General features: G+C 73.9%; 8 protein-coding genes and 1 pseudogene. 5 read left to right on the top strand and 4 right to left on the bottom strand.

Annotated features, from left to right (window positions below; all coding sequences use genetic code 11):
• Positions 1–223 precede the first annotated feature (223 nt).
• Positions 224–772, bottom strand: a complete 549-nt coding sequence (locus tag IF61_RS0116160; RefSeq protein WP_030367087.1) for a MarR family winged helix-turn-helix transcriptional regulator — start codon at positions 770–772, stop codon at positions 224–226.
• Positions 773–902: 130 nt separating this feature from the next.
• On the opposite strand from IF61_RS0116160, the gene IF61_RS0116155 reads away from it, so the two are divergent.
• Positions 903–2201, top strand: coding sequence for an MFS transporter (locus IF61_RS0116155; protein ID WP_030367086.1), 1299 nt, complete (start codon positions 903–905; stop codon positions 2199–2201).
• 66 nt (positions 2202–2267) lie between these two features.
• Here the strand turns inward: IF61_RS0116155 and IF61_RS0116150 are convergent, their stop codons facing one another.
• Complete coding sequence (locus tag IF61_RS0116150; RefSeq protein ID WP_030367085.1) at positions 2268–4070, bottom strand: ATP-binding SpoIIE family protein phosphatase; 1803 nt, start codon at positions 4068–4070, stop codon at positions 2268–2270.
• A gap of 266 nt (positions 4071–4336) precedes the next feature.
• Positions 4337–5683 (bottom strand): NAD(P)/FAD-dependent oxidoreductase, encoded by a 1347-nt coding sequence (locus IF61_RS0116145; protein WP_043189384.1) that lies wholly within the window; start codon positions 5681–5683, stop codon positions 4337–4339.
• 363 nt (positions 5684–6046) lie between these two features.
• Here IF61_RS0116145 and IF61_RS0116140 point away from each other — a divergent pair, with 363 nt between their 5' ends.
• Positions 6047–6781, top strand: a complete 735-nt coding sequence (locus IF61_RS0116140; protein WP_030367083.1) for a TetR/AcrR family transcriptional regulator — start codon at positions 6047–6049, stop codon at positions 6779–6781.
• A gap of 314 nt (positions 6782–7095) precedes the next feature.
• Positions 7096–9096, top strand: a complete 2001-nt coding sequence (locus tag IF61_RS34210) for a sigma-70 family RNA polymerase sigma factor (protein WP_078660241.1) — start codon at positions 7096–7098, stop codon at positions 9094–9096.
• 109 nt (positions 9097–9205) lie between these two features.
• Here the strand turns inward: IF61_RS34210 and IF61_RS0116130 are convergent.
• Positions 9206–11203: pseudogene (locus tag IF61_RS0116130) on the bottom strand (asparagine synthase-related protein); the annotation flags it as partial.
• Positions 11204–11939: 736 nt separating this feature from the next.
• On the opposite strand from IF61_RS0116130, the gene IF61_RS0116125 reads away from it, so the two are divergent.
• Complete coding sequence (locus tag IF61_RS0116125; RefSeq protein ID WP_030367080.1) at positions 11940–13388, top strand: NsdA family TPR-like regulatory protein; 1449 nt, start codon at positions 11940–11942, stop codon at positions 13386–13388.
• A 344-nt stretch (positions 13389–13732) separates the two neighbouring features.
• Positions 13733–14947 (top strand): L-2-hydroxyglutarate oxidase, encoded by a 1215-nt coding sequence (gene lhgO / locus IF61_RS0116120; protein WP_043189376.1) that lies wholly within the window; start codon positions 13733–13735, stop codon positions 14945–14947.
• The last annotated feature ends 37 nt before the right edge of the window (positions 14948–14984 follow it).

Here is a 14984-nt window from a genome sequence, read left to right as displayed (position 1 = left end):
TAATCGGAGTCTTGGGGCCTTCCCGATCCGAATTCCGGCACGCCGAAATTCATCCCGTTCAGGGGCCGTGCAGTGGTGAGTGCCGCCGGTGCGGCTCGAGTGGCTGTCTCAGAACCGTCATGGCTCCGTGACAACTCGGAGAACACTACCCATCCGTCAGGGGAGTGTCAACTGACCGTTCGGCCCCCTCCGTCGGCCCCTCGGCCGGGGTCCCCGGTCGGGCTCAGTCGAGGTCGCTCAGCCGTCCGCCGGCGTCCGGCTGGGCGTCCTCCACCCGGCGCAGCAGCCGGGTCAGCATCTCGCCGAGCCGGCCGCGCTCCTCGCCGGAGAGGTCCTGGAGCAGGTCCTCCTCGAAGACGGTGGCCATCCGCATGGCCTCCAGCCACTTGCTCCGGCCTTCCTCCGTGATGCCGACGATGACGCGGACGCGGTTGCTCTCGTCGCGCTCCCGGGTCACCAGCCCCTCCGCGACCATGCGGTCGATGCGGTGGGTCATGGCGGCGGGGGTGAGGCCGAGCCGCTTGGCGAGGTCACCGGGGCCCAGGCGGTACGGAGCGCCGGCCAGCACGAGGGCCTTGAGGACCTCCCACTCGGCGTTGCTGATGCCGAGCTCGGCGGTCTGGCGTCCGTAGGCGACGTTCATCCGCCGGTTGAGGCGGCTGAGCGCCGATACGACCTTCTCCACCTGGGGGTCGAGGTCCTGGAACTCGCGCTGATAGGCGGCGATCTGTTCGTCGAGGCTCGGCTCGGAGGCGCCGGGGGTGTCAGCCATGCCCGGCAGTATGACACGAACCGATTCGCGCTAAAGCCCTTCGACATGTACTCTTTAGCTTCGAACTTTACTGTTGAAGTCTTCAGACCTCGACAGTCCCGCCTCTCAACCTCGACCTAGGAAGGTGAGTGTGACCACCGCGATGGGCGCAGCTCTGCGCCGGATCCAGCTGGGGAACGCCCTGAGTGCGTTCGGCAACGGCTTCACCGTCCCGTTCCTGTTCATCTATGTGTCTCAGGTACGGGATCTCGGAGCGAGCACCGCAGGGCTGGTGCTCATGACGTTCGCCGTGTCCGCGCTGGTCGTGCTGCCCTTCGTCGGTCGGGTCATCGACCGGCGGGGTCCGCTGCCTGTTGCCGTCGCCGGTGCGGTCTCCGCCGCCGTCGGGTCGATGGGGATGGGGCTGGCGTCCAGCGAGTCGCTGGTCTTCGCCGCTGCCGCGGCGCTGGGTGCCGGTATCGCGGTGATCCAGCCGACGCTCGCCACGATGATCGTCTGGTGCTCGACGCCGACGACCCGGTCGCGTGCGTTCGCGATGCAGTTCTTCCTGAACAACCTCGGCCTCGGCGTCGGCGGTCTGCTCGGCGGGCAGCTCGTGGACACCTCGGACCCGGACAGCTTCGTGCGGCTCTTCGCGATCGAGGCGGCGATGTTCCTGGTGCTGGGCGTCGCCGTGGCGACCGTGCGGCTGCCGAAGGCGCCCAGGGTCGATGACGCGGTCCCGACGGACGAGGGCGCCAAGGGCGGCTGGCGGACGCTGCTGGGTGACCGGGCCATGGTGCAGCTGTGCGTCCTGGGCTTCGTGATGTTCTTCGCCTGCTACGGACAGTTCGAGTCGGGTCTGGCGGCCTTCGCGGTCGAGGTCACCCGCATCTCGCCGGCGACGCTCGGCATCGCGCTCGCCGCCAACACCGCAGCGATCGTGCTGGCGCAGTTCGTCGTCCTCAAGCTGGTCGAGGGGCACCGGCGCAGCCGGGTCATGGCGCTCGTGGGTGTCATCTGGACCGTTGCGTGGGTGGCCGCGGGGGTCTCGGGGCTCGTTCCGGGGGCGCACGGGGTGGCGACCGCGCTGCTGATCTCCACGTACGCGCTCTTCGGCATCGGCGAGTCGATGCTGTCGCCGACGGTGGCACCGCTGGTGGCGGACCTGGCGCCGGCCCGGCTGGTCGGTCAGTACAACTCGGCGTTCGCGCTCGTGAAGCAGCTCGCGCTGGCGATCGGGCCGGCCGTGGGCGGTCTGATGGCCGGTGGCGGCCTGTACGTGGCGTACATCGCCATGGTGATCGCGTGTTCCCTGCTCATCACCACCCTGGCGCTGCGGCTGGGCCGCCGGCTCACCCCGGCGCAGGACAACCCGCTGCTGGCACGGGCACAGCGCCGCCCGGCGAAGACAGAGGCGACGAGCGAGCGCACTGCCGTACACGCCTGAGACACGCATACATATAAGAGGAGGGGAGGGCGCCTGCGGCGCCCTCCCCTCCTCTTTAGCCACCAGTCACCCGTGCCCCGCCGGCAAGGCGAACTCGCACCAGACGGCCTTCCCGCCGCCGGGCGTGCGCCGTGAGCCCCAGGACGAGGCGATCGTGGCGATGATCGAGATGCCGCGTCCCGCCTCGTCCGCCGGCTCGGCGCGGCGGCGCCGCGGGAGGTGGTCGTCGCCGTCGGTGACCTCGATGATCAGCCGGCGGTCGGTGCGGCGCAGGCGCAGCCGCATGGGCGGTGTGCCGTGCTGGAGGGAATTGGCGACGAGCTCGCTCGCGGCGAGGACGCCCAGGTCCCGCAGCTCGGTCGGGAAGCGCCAGCTGACGAGGACGCCCGAGGCGAAGGCGCGGGCCCGGGGTGCGGCCTCGATGCCGCCGAGGAGCTCCAGGGCGGCGTTGTGGAAGAGCTCGGCGTCGTGGCCGGTGCGCGCGGGGTGCTGGAGGACGAGGACGGCGACGTCGTCGTCGTGGTCGGCGGTCACGCCGAGGGCGCGGATCAGGCGGTCGCACATGACCTGGGGTGATCCGGTGGCGCCGGCGAAGGCGCGCTCCAGGGCGGCGACGCCTTCGTCGATGTCCTCGGTACGGCGCTCGACGAGGCCGTCCGTGTAGAGCACGGCGCTGGAGCCGGGGCCCAGCGGCATGGTGCCGGAGGTGTGCATCCAGCCGCCGGTGCCGAGGGGCGGGCCGGTGGGTTCGGCGGCGCGGCGGACCGTGCCGTCGGGGTCGCGGACGAGGATGGGCAGGTGGCCGGCGGAGGCGTAGACCAGGCGGCCCTCGTTGGGGTCGTGGACGGCGTAGATGCAGGTGGCGATCTGGGTGGCGTCGATCTCGCCGGCGAGGCCGTCGAGGAGCTGGAGGACCTCGTGGGGCGGCAGGTCGAGGCGGGCGTAGGCGCGTACGGCGGTGCGGAGCTGGCCCATGACGGCGGCGGCGCGCACTCCGCGGCCCATGACGTCGCCGATGACGAGGGCGGTGCGGCCGGCGCCGAGGGTGATGACGTCGTACCAGTCACCGCCTACGGCGGTGTCCTTTCCGCCGGGCTGGTACGTGGCGGCGACGCGCAGGTCGTCGGGCTGTTCGAGCTCCTGCGGGAGGAGGCTGCGCTGGAGGGTGACGGCGGCCTCGCGCTGGCGGCGCTCGCTGGCGCGCAGCCGCTCGGCGGCCTCGACCTGGTCGGTGACGTCCGCGGCGAAGACGAGGACGCCGGGCTGCTTGGCCTCGGTGGCGCCGACTTCGATCGGGGAGCAGGTGAACGTGTAGTAGCCGCTGCGGGGGCGGCTTTCGGCGTCGGCGGCAGGGGCGGGCGCCTGGTGGGGGACGTCGGCCACGGGGGCGCTGTCGCCCGGGGCGGGGCGGGGGGCGGCGATGTTCACCGCGGCGTTGATGTCCGCGGTGACGCGGCGGGACTTGACCGTACGGGGCCGACGGCTGCGCAGGACCTGGTCCATGAGGGGGAGCAGGCCGAGCTCGGTGAGCTCAGGGAGGGCTTCGCGGGCGGAGGCGCCGGGGGCGCGGGGGCCGAAGAGGGCGGCGTAGGCGTCGTTGACGTAGGCGACGCGGTGCTCGGGGCCGTAGACGACGGCGACGAGGGCCGGGACCTTGCCGAGCGTGTCGTGGACGGAGAGGCCGTCGAGGGTGGGGACGGGGCCGTCCGGTGCGGGGGCCGCGGGCGGGCCGGCCTCGGCGCGGGCGGCGGGCACGGAGCCGCCGGCCGCGGGCGGTGCGGGGGCGGCGGTGCGGTCCTTGCGGTCGGCGCGCGCCGCGGCTCGGCGCTGTGTGCCGGGGAGCCGGGCGCTCCAGCGGGTGAAGTTCACAGAGGATTACCTCGCGGAGTCGTTCCGGACCAGCTCGGCGACGTGGCGTGGCCGATCCGCGTGCCCGGCGCGGGGCCGCGGTTGGCGGTGCGGGGGACTGCCCCCGGGGGAATGCAGCAAACGTCCGAATCCTCGTAATTGTTACTCTTCGCAGGTACGAGCCCACCCATGGTCACACGACCAGTGTGGCCGACCGGACTGACATCCGTCAGGCGTCGGCCTCTCCGGGGCAGTTCCCGGCTCCGTCACAGGGCCCATGACCTGCTTCAACTCGCTTCCGGGTGACGTCCCGTGTCTGCGGCGAGTTCGAATTCGGCCCGGGGGTTTTCGAGCGAGCCGAGGGAGACGATCTCTCGTTTGAAGAGGCCGGTGAGGGTCCACTCGGCGAGGACGCGGGCCTTGCGGTTGAAGGTGGGGATCCGGCTGAGGTGGTAGGCGCGGTGCATGAACCAGGCGGGGTAGCCCTTGAGCTTCCTGCCGTAGAGGTACGCGACGCCCTTGTGGAGGCCCAGGGAGGCCACGGAACCGACGTACTTGTGCCGGTACTCCTTGAGGGGCTTGTCGCGCAGGGAGGCGAGCACGTTGTCGGCGAGGACCTTGGTCTGGCGGACGGCGTGCTGGGCGTTGGGCGCGCACACGGCGCCGGGGTCGTCCGAGGTGAGGTCGGGGACGGCCGCCGCGTCGCCCGCGCCCCAGGCGTGTTCCACGCCGTCCACGGTGAGGGCCGCCGTGCACTTGAGGCGGCCGCGGCCGTTGAGGGGGAGGTCGGTGGCGGCGAGCACCGGGTGGGCCTTGACTCCCGCGGTCCAGACGAGGGTTCGCGTGGGGAAGCGCGAGCCGTCGCTGAGGACGGCGACGCGGTCCGCGCAGGAGTCGAGGCGGGTGTCCAGGCGGATGTCGATGTTGCGCCCGCGCAGCTCACGCAGTGCGTAGCGGCCCATCTCCTCGCCCACTTCGGGGAGGATCCGACCGGTGGCCTCGACGAGGACGAACCGCAGGTCCTCGGGTTCGAGGTTGTGGTAGTACCGGGCGGCATAGCGGGCCATGTCCTCGAGTTCGGCTAGGGCCTCCACGCCCGCGTAGCCGCCGCCGACGAAGACGAAGGTCAGGGCCGCGTCGCGGACGGCGGGGTCGCGGGTGGAGGAGGCGATGTCCATCTGTTCGAGGACGTGGTTGCGCAGGCCGATGGCCTCCTCGACGGTCTTGAAGCCGATGCCGTACTCGGCGAGGCCGGGGACGGGCAGCGTGCGCGAGACGGAGCCGGGCGCGAGGATCAGCTCGTCGTAACGGATCTGGACGGCGCCGGTGCCCTCTTCGTGCGTGGCGAGGGTGTTGATGGCGGCGGCGCGCTTGGCGTGGTCGATGGACCTGACCTCGCCGATGACGACCTGGCACTTGTCTAGCGTGCGGCGCAGGGGGACGACCACGTGGCGGGGCGAGATGGAGCCGGCCGCGGCCTCGGGGAGGAAGGGCTGGTACGTCATGTACGGCTCGGGGTCGATCACGATGACGGTCGCCTCGCCGCGCCTGAGCTTCCGCTGCAGGCGCAGGGCGGTGTACATCCCGACATAGCCGCCGCCGACCACCAGAATGCGCGCCGGTTCCTTCGCCAAGGCCACTCCTCAGTCGTCGAGGTCCGCGAGCACAGCTCCTTCCCCATGACGCACCCCCGGCCGGAGTTTGTCCACAGGCCGTGCGAAATGCATGACCGGCTGCGGAGCTGATCCCTCCATCGGGGGCGCATCGGTTCGAGAGACAGGTGCGCAGGTCAGGGTGGATGCGGCGGGGTTGTGGGGTGGTGCAGAATCGGTGCGGAGGGGGGATGTACTCCAATCGGGGATGCCCGGTGCGGAACTACCCCTTCTTTCTTGACCTGGGCTCAACTATGTTCGTACTCCGTCGGGGTGTCAGAGACGTGCCTCGGCAGTCAGGGCGGGGAGTCTCCGGGGGGAGACGTCATAACCGGGGGAACACATATGCATATGCAGGGCTCTCATTGGTCGACCGCTGTCGCGTCGTCAGAGGCGGGCGGTGGCCGCAGCACGCCGTTGCGCGTGGACGCCCAGCGCAATCTCGAGCACGTACTGCGTGCTGCCCGCGAGGTCTTCGGCGAGCTGGGCTACGGCGCGCCGATGGAGGACGTGGCGCGTCGCGCCCGCGTCGGCGTGGGGACGGTCTACCGCCGCTTCCCCAGCAAGGACGTCCTCGTCCGGCGGATAGCCGAGGAGGAGACCGCCCGGCTGACCGAGCAGGCGCGCACGGCGCTCGGGCAGGAGGACGAGCCGTGGTCGGCGCTCTCGCGCTTCCTGCGCACGTCGGTGGCGTCCGGCGCGGGCCGGCTGCTGCCGCCGCAGGTGCTGCGGGTCGGCGTCGACGTGGACGCGGAGGAGATCGAGGCGCGTGTGCCGCAGCAGCGGCAGCCGGGCGTCACGGGTGGCCAGCTGCACGAGCTGCGGCTGGTCGAGCACCGGCCGGCTCCGGCTGCCGAGCGGCACGACGCGGGCGCCGCGGCGCTCCTGGAGGTCGTCGGGCGGCTCGTGGAGCGGGCGCGGGCGGCGGGCCAGCTGCGGCCGGATGTGACGGTGGCCGATGTGCTGCTGGTGATAGCGACGGCCGCGCCGTCGCTGCCGGATGCGGTGCAGCAGGCGGCGGCGTCCTCGCGGCTGCTGGACATCCTGCTGGAGGGGCTGCGGTCGCGGCCGTCCGAGTAGGCGTCCCGGGGTGCGCTGCCGCGGCTCGCTTCGGCAGCGCACCCGTGTAGGCACCCGCGTAAGCGCGCTGCCGGCAGTGCTCTTACGCGGCTCGCTTCCTGTAGCTCGTTTCTGTCACGGGCGCGCCCGGTACGGCTCTGCAGGCCGTCCGGGCGCATCCGGAAATCCTTCCCCGTTCGGGTGATGTCCAGTGCTCCATGCGACAGAAGTCGCCCCGGACGAGTGGTTGCTGCCCATCGCGCGCTGGTGACGGCCACTGCTGTGCCACGCTGTCCCGGTGTTCGGGTGTGCCGGCATGTACAGGGGCCTGCGCTATGGGTGTTGACGGGCAGGAAGAACCGAGCGGGAGCGAGAACGCGGACAGACCGTCCTCGCCCCGGCCCTCCGGTGAGGGGCGTCCCGCCATACCTGTTGTGCCGGGACAGCGTCGGCGCAAGCACCGCAGGACGGATGCCGACGCCGACGCACCCCTGACGGACATCCAGCTGGTAGCCCGGATGCGGGCCGGCGAGAGCGATGCGTACGAGGAGCTCTACCGCCGTCACGCCCCCGCGGTCCGCCGCTACGCCCGTAGCTGCTGCCGCGACGACCACACCGCGGATGACCTCACCAACGAGGTCTTCGCGAGCACCCTGCAGGCAGTGCGGGGCGGCGCGGGGCCGGAGTCGTCGGTGCGCGCCTATCTGCTCACCACGGTGCGGCGGGTCGCGGCCTCGTGGGGGAAGAGCGCCAAACGGGAGCAGCTCGTCGAGGACTTCGCGGAGTTCGCCTCGTCGGCCGAGCGGCTGCCGGCCGGTGCGGGGGACGGTGACGCGCTCGGCCTGGGCGCGGATGTGCTGGCCATGCAGGAGGCCGAGCACTCCCTGGCCGTGAAGGCGTTCCGCAGTCTGCCGCCGCGGTGGCAGACGGTGCTGTGGCACACCACGGTCGAGGAGGAGTCGCCGAGCGAGGTCGCGCCGCTGCTGGGGCTGACGGCCAATGCGACGGCGGTGCTGGCTCACCGGGCGCGCGAGGGCCTCAAACAGGCGTATCTGCAGGCCCATGTGAACTCAGCGCTGACGACCGGCGGGGACTGCGCGCGCTATGCGGACCGGCTCGGCGCGTATGCCCGGGGCGGGCTGCGGCTGCGGGCCGAGCGGGGCCTGCGCAGGCATCTGGAGAGCTGCGCGCGGTGCCGTACGGCGGCGCTGGAGGTCGCGGATGTCAATGAGCGGCTGCGGGCGCTGCTGCCGGTGGCGGTCATCGGCTGGTTCGCGGCCGGGTTCTCGGCCAAGGCGGCCGCGGGCCTGGCGGCGGGGGCGGCCGGAGCCGGTACGGCGGCGGGGGCGGGGGTCGCCGCTGCGAGCGGTGGGGCTGCCGGGGCCGGTGGTACGGGGGCGGGGGCGAGCTCCGGGGCCGGTGCGTCCGGCGGGAGCGCCGGCAGTGGGGCCGGCGGCTCCGGCAGTACTGCCGCGAGCCATGGCCTGGGGGCGCCCGCGAAGATCGGCGTCATCGGCGGCATGGTGGCCGCGGCCGGAGCTGCCGCCGCGTACGCCCTGATCGGGCTCTCGTCCGCGCCGGACCGGGCGCCGCAGGCCGAGGCCCCCAAAGCTCCGGTGGCGCCCGCGCCGACACCCGCGCCGCAGCGGAGCCACTCCCCCGGCCCGTCACCGACGCCCACGCCAGTGCCCTCGATGCCGACGCCGAGGGCGAAGGCACCCGTCGCGGCGCAGACCCGTTCCGCCGATGCGGCACCCGTGGTCCCGGTCCGTGCCGCCCTGCCGAAGCCGCGGCCGAAGCCGTCGCCGCCTCCCGCGCCGACCGTCCACCGGCCCACGCCCACGCCCTCTCCGTCCCCGTCCCCCTCGCCTTCGCCCACCCCGTCGCCCCCGCCCCGGCCGCCCGCCGTCTACCAGCTCAACCAGCTCGCGTACGCGGGCGCCGGCGACGGTACGAGGCCGGAGGTGCTGTTGGGTGCGCACAGCTGGCTGTGGCAGCGGTACGGCCTGCGGGTCGGCGGTGTCACGTACGGGAACGGCGTGAGCGTGCACGCGCCCTCGGCCGTCACCATCGAGCTGAACCGGCCCTGTACGGCCTTCAGCGCCCTCGTGGGCGTCGACGACATGTCGATGGGGCTCGGTGCCGCGCAGTTCTCCGTCTACGGCGACGGGGTGCCTCTGTGGCGTTCCGGCGTGGTGCAGGGCGGGGAGCCGGCGGTGCCGGTGTACGTGCCGCTCTCCGGCCACCGCACGATCCGGCTGTCGGTGCAGCCGCGGCGCGGCATGGGGTGGACGGCGGTGTCGGACTGGGCGCGCTCGTGGATCTCCTGCGGATAGCGGACAGGAGCCCCGAGGCGTCCCCGAGGCGTCCCTCCTGAGTCCCGTCACGCCACCGGGCCCGGTACCCCCCCTCCCCCCCCTCCCCCCCCCCCCCCCCCCCCGCGCCGCCCCCCGCCCCGCCCCCACGCGCCGCCCGGACGACGCGGGCCTCCACGAGACCGGCGTCGGCGAGCAGCGGGGCCTCGAAGAGCTCCAGCAGCGGGCCGGCGGAGGCCCGCAGCCCCGCCCGTACGGCTGCCGCGTGCGCCGCGTGCGACGTGGCGCCCCAGCCCGGGGGCAGGTCGCGCACGCCCGCCCCGGCGAGGACGGCGCGCAGGACCGCGGCGCGCGCTCCCGGCTGCACCCGGAGCGCCTCGGGGAGGGCGCGGCAGGCCCGTACGACCTCGTTGTCGAGGAAGGGGGCGTGGAGGCGCTGGCTGCGGACCTCGGCGGCCTGTTCGAGGATGCGGTGGTCGGCGGCGTGCCGGGCGAGGGCGGCGGCCGCGCGGCGCTCCCCGGGGCGTTGCGCGAGGCCTTGGGGGCGGACGGCCGCGGCCTGCAGACGAACCGATACTTCGGCCAGAGCCTCACCCGTGAGCCAGCGGGCGGCCGGCCCGGGGCGGCACCAGGTGAGGGCGGCGAGGGAGGCGTCGACGGCACCGCCCACACCCGCGGGGACGGCCGCGCCCGGGGTGTCGTCCACGACGGGGAAGGCCGTGGCCCGTAGCTGTCCGGCGGCGGCTTCGAGGCCTTCCCGGTAGGACGTGCGGGCCAGCCGGCGGGCCGCCCGGTAGACGGTGAAGGGGATGACGAGGGCCTGTGCGGAGGTCCTGTCGGCGCGGGCGAGCGCCGAGACGGGCCGCAGCAGGTGGCGTCGGCGGCGGTCCATCAGGAGGTCGGCGAGGCGCGCCGGATGGGCGTCGAGGACCTGGCGGGCGCCGTGTCCGACGAGGTGGTCCGCGCCGCCCGCCGCGAGCCGGTGCCGGTGGCGTTCGGCGGTGACGAGAGAGGGGCCCGGTTCGTCGGTCAGGGGGCCGCCGGCGAGGTCCGCGTAGGGCAGGGCCTCCTCGCCCGCGGCGACGACGATGTGGCGCAGCCGGGGGTTGGCGGCGATGGCGTGGGCCCGTTCGAGTTCGGCCTGGCGGACGCGGCTGTCGTCGGTGACGAGGTCGTTGAAGGTGACGGCGAGCAGCCGTCCGCCGGTGCCGTGGCCGAGGGGGGTGCCGGGCAGGCCGGGCAGGCCGGCGGCGAGCAGCGCCAGCGTGGCGGAGGCGCTGCCTCCGGAGAGGTCGGCGCCGACGCCGGGGGCGGGGCCGCCGCGGGCGGCGCGGCGGTGGGCGGGGCCCATGCCGGGCACGGGGCCGGGGTCGAGGCCGCCGGGACCGGGGTCGGGGGCGTGCCGGGGGGCGGCGAGGCGGGTGCGGACGGCTTCGACGAGCGCGTTCCTTATGCCCTCGACGGCCTGGTCGGGCGGGAGCTGGGCGGCGGAGACGGCGAGCGACGCCGTCGGCTCGTAACCGGTGATGTCGCGGGCGCCGTCGCGCAGGACGAGGGCGTGCCCGGGCGGCACGCGGCGTACGCCCTTGTAGGGCGTGCCGTCGGCGAGGGCCTCCGGGGAGTCGGGGCAGGCGAGGAGGGCGGCGAGGTGGCCGATGTCGAGCTGGGCCTCGATGAGGTCGGCGAGGGGCAGGGCGGCGGTGGCGTAGGCGGTGCCGCCGGCCCAGGCGGTGTGGAAGACGGGCCGGGCGCCGGCCAGGTCGCCCGCGACGGTGGTGCGGCGGCCCACCTGGGCGACGGCGGTGTAGCTGCCGGGCCAGGCGGTGAGGTGCCGCAGGGCGCCTCCGCGGGCGGCGACGAGCCCGGTGCGCAGCTGCTCGTCGCCGGCGCCGCAGCGGCCGAGGACGGCGAGGCGGGTGAGGGGGTCGAGGCGGACGACGCGGACCTCGTCGGGGCGCCAGTCGCCGACGGCCCAGAGGGGGGCGGGGTCGCCCCACAGGAGCTGGGCGCCGACGGGGTGGACGGTCGGGGCGTCGTAGTCGTCGTGACCGCCGTAGGCGCCGGGGGGTGCGGCACGTTGTCGCACGGTCCCCGAGGTGGTGCTGCTCCACCCCACCACCCAGCGCATGACGCCTCCACAGGCTGTGGACAACCGACGTGGACAACCGACCGAGCACCGCGAACACCGACTGGACGGCCATCAAGCGCCGCCATCCGCAGTCATCATGCACAGGAGGCCACCGGTTGCCACAACAAGACCACCACGAAAGAGGCAACACACCGGTCGCGTCTTTCACCCCAACTCGCGTGAATGCGGGGCGAAGTGGCGCGACGTCAAGCCGTATGCACGCAGCCGTTGCACGCGACCGCCATGCTGTCACGTACGGAGGCGTGGAATGCCCACGCGCGCGTGCGGCGCGCCAAGAACCCGCTCCCGGAGGGCCGCGGGCCGCCTTCAGGGCGGCGGTATCCGGCCAAACTCGGGGCGGTGCGGCCATGGGGGCGCACTCGCCCGGTGCTTCGACCCACGCGTCACGGTCCGGGAGGCGGTCAGCCGCCTCCCGGACCGGTCCGCCGCCCGCGGGGAATGAGGCGGCGGCTTCCCCCAGCCCACTGGATCCAGTGCAGCGGGCCAACCCACGCAACTCCCATGGAAGCGCTCCCTTGATGGCGCGGACAGAGCGCACGGCGGGCGCACAGCCACACACAACCGGAGCACGTGCCCCTCGGTGCACGTCCGCACGGACCAGAATCTCGCCATCCGGGACACCACCTCTTAACGGTCGGGATGCGGGGAACTACGCTGGGTTTACGAATGCCCCGCGCCTATGCCGGGGCGGGCGTCGCGTCGTCGAGGGGTGCGCATGTCCAGGGAGCCACGCGGGCCGAACGAGAAGCTCGGCACCGTCCTCGCCCTCGCCGGGATCAGCAACGCCGGTCTCGCGCGCAGGGTCAACGACCTCGGTGCGCAGCGCGGATTGACGCTTCGCTATGACAAGACGTCCGTCGCGCGCTGGGTCTCCAAAGGCATGGTGCCCCAGGGAGCGGCGCCCCATCTGATCGCCGCGGCGATCGCCGGCAAGCTCGGCCGGCCCGTACCGCTGCACGAGATCGGCCTCGCGGACGCGGATCCGGCGCCCGAAGTGGGGCTCTCCTTTCCGCGCGATGTCGGCCAGGCCGTGCGCTCCGCGACCGAGCTGTACAGGCTGGATCTCGCCGGTCGGCGAGGGGGCGGCGGCATCTGGCAGAGCCTGGCCGGATCCTTCTCCGTCAGCGCCTACGCCACGCCCGCCTCCCGGTGGCTGATAACCCCCGCCGACAGCTCGGTCGCGCGCGAGGCCCACACGGCGGCCGGTGAGGCCGAGGGCGGCGGCGGCCCGGAGGGCGCCATACCGCAGCGCGTGGGCCACAGTGACGTCAGCAAGCTGCGGGAGGCCGCGGAGGACGCGCGCCGCTGGGACTCCAAGTACGGCGGGGGCGACTGGCGTTCGTCGATGGTCCCCGAGTGCCTGCGGGTCGACGCGGCGCCCCTGCTGCTCGGCTCGTACAGCGACGAGGTGGGCCGCTCGCTCTTCGGCGCCACCGCGGAGCTGACCCGGCTGGCCGGCTGGATGGCCTTCGACACCGGCCAGCAGGAGGCCGCGCAGCGCTACTACATCCAGGCCCTGCGGCTCGCCCGCGCGGCCGCCGACGTGCCGCTGGGCGGCTACGTTCTGGCCTCGATGAGCCTGCAGGCCACGTACCGCGGCTTCGCCGACGAGGGCGTCGACCTGGCCCAGGCCGCCCTCGAGCGCAACCGCGGCCTGGCCACCGCCCGCACCATGAGCTTCTTCCGCCTGGTCGAGGCCCGTGCCCAGGCCAAGGCCGGGGACGCACCCGCGTGCGGTGCCGCGCTGAAGGCCGCCGAGGGCTGGCTGGAGCGGGCCCGTACGGGCGATCCGGACCCGTCCTGGCTCGACTTCTACACCCACGAGCGGTTCGCCGCGGATGCCGCCGAGTGCTACCGCGACCTGCGCATGCCCCGGCAGGTGCAGCGCTTCACTGAGCAGGCGCTGGCCCGCCCGACGGAGGAGTTCGTCCGCTCGCACGGGCTGCGGCTCGTGGTGTCCGCCGTGGCCGAGCTGGAGTCCGGCAATCTGGACGCGGCCTGCGCGGCCGGCACGCGGGCCGTGGAGGTCGCGGGCCGGATCTCCTCGGCGCGCACCACGGAGTACGTCCGCGATCTGCTGCACCGGCTGGAGCCGTACGGGGACGAGCCGCGGGTGGTGGAGCTGCGGGAGAGGGCGCGGCCGCTGCTGGTGTCGCTGGCGTGAGGGTGGCTGGCGGCGCTCTTGGCGTTTCGGGCGCTTCCGGCGTCCCCGGCGGGGGCTCCCGGTGTGAGGGTGCTCCCGGCGCTGCTGGTGCTCCCGGCGGGGCTCCCGGCGCTCCCGGCGTAAGGGGATCCCGATGTGAGCGCGTGATCACTCCCTGATCCGCGTCCCCCCTGTCCGACACCTGACCTGGATCTGTCCGATGCATGACCCGGGTCTGTCCGATGTCAGACCCGGGTTTCGACCGGATGTCAGTGGCGCAGGTCATGATGGGGGCGTGGGTGAGGCGCCGAGGGGTCCCGGATGCCCGGTCGCGGGTGTGCCGGCAGGCGCGGGGAGGTGACGTGGTGAGGGCGTACGACTGCGATGTGCTGGTGGTCGGCGGCGGCATCGTGGGCCTGTCGACGGCGTATGCGATCACGCGCGCCCGGCCGGGGACGCGCGTCGTGGTGCTGGAGAAGGAGCCGGGGCCCGCGCTGCACCAGACCGGGCGCAACAGCGGAGTGATCCACAGCGGGATCTACTACCGCCCGGGATCGTTCAAGGCGCGGTTCGCGGTGCGGGGCGCGGCGGAGATGGTGAAGTTCTGCGCCGAGCACGACCTGCCGCACGAGGTCAGCGGCAAGCTGATCGTGGCCACGGACCAGGCGGAGCTGCCCCGGCTGCACGCCCTCGTCCAGCGCGGCCGGGAGAACGGCGTGCCGGTGCGCGAGCTCGGCCCCGCCCAGATAGCCGAGTACGAGCCGCACGTCCGCGGCACGGGGGCCATCCACGTCGGCTCGACGGGCGTGTGCGACTACGGCGCGGTGGCACGCTGCCTGGCCCGTCTGGCGGAGGATGCGGGGGCCTTCGTGCGGTACGGGGCGGAGGCGCGCGCGATCGGGCGGCGCGGTGCGGCGGTCGCGGTGCGCACGGGGCTCGGCGAGGTGCTGCGCGCCCGCGCGCTGGTCAATTGCGCGGGTCTGCACAGCGACCGCGTCGCGCGGCTCGCGGGCGACGACCCCGGCGTGCGGATCGTCCCCTTCCGCGGGGAGTACTTCGAGCTGGCCCCGGGGCGTACGGAGCTGGTGCGCGGCCTGGTCTACCCGGTGCCGGACCCGGCGTTCCCGTTCCTGGGCGTCCACCTCACGCGAGGCATCGACGGCACGGTCCACCTGGGGCCGAACGCGGTCCCGGCGTTCGCCCGCGAGGGCTACGGCCGGCTGACGGTGCGCCCCGGCGAGCTGGCGGAGACGGTGGGCTGGCCCGGCTCCTGGCAGCTCGCCCGCCGCCACTGGCGGTACGGCGCGGGAGAGGTGCGGCGCTCGCTGTCCAAGCGCGCCTTCACGGAGGCAGCGCGGCGGCTGCTGCCGGAGCTGACGGCGGCGGACCTGATACCGGCGCCGTCGGGGGTGCGGGCGCAGGCGGTGCTGCGGGACGGCACGCTCGTGGACGACTTCCTGTTCGCCGAGTCGCCGCGGATGGTGCACGTGCTGAACGCGCCCTCGCCGGCGGCGACGGCCGCGCTGCCGATCGGGCGGGAGGTGGCGCGGCGGGCCCTGCGGGCGATGGATGCCCTCTGACCTGCAGAGACCGGAGCCTCGTGAGCAATTCCCGAGC

The sequence above is a fragment of the Streptomyces roseoverticillatus genome (genome assembly GCF_000719265.1).
Lineage (GTDB): Bacteria > Actinomycetota > Actinomycetes > Streptomycetales > Streptomycetaceae > Streptomyces > Streptomyces roseoverticillatus.
The sequence above is the reverse complement of the archived record's forward strand: the minus strand, read 5'-3'. Positions and strand labels throughout refer to the sequence as shown.